At 61.2% G+C, this 255-nt stretch carries 1 protein-coding gene; it reads right to left on the minus strand.

Annotated elements, in window-relative coordinates; all coding sequences use genetic code 11:
- On the minus strand, positions 1 to 255 hold a 255-nt coding region (locus tag GTP44_RS27000; protein WP_161021814.1), incomplete at both ends, for a hypothetical protein.

Below are 255 nucleotides of genomic sequence, written 5' to 3' on the forward strand. Positions count from 1 at the left end.
GCGTTCAGGTTGTCGGTGCTGATGGCGGCGAACTGGCCGCTGGTCAGCGCTTGTACCTGGTCGGTGCTCAGCGCCTTGAACTGGTCGCTGCTCAGCGTGGCGATGATGTTGGTTTTCAGGCCGACGATGTCGCGGGTTTCAATCGCCGCGATATTGTTGGTCGACAGTGCGTTGAACTGCGACGAGTTCCAGCCGCTGAACTGCGCCGAACCCATGGCGACGATCTGGTCGGTGCTCAGGCCAACCAACTGGTCC

Source organism: Duganella lactea (genome assembly GCF_009857505.1).
Taxonomy (GTDB): Bacteria; Pseudomonadota; Gammaproteobacteria; order Burkholderiales; family Burkholderiaceae_D; genus Rugamonas; species Rugamonas lactea.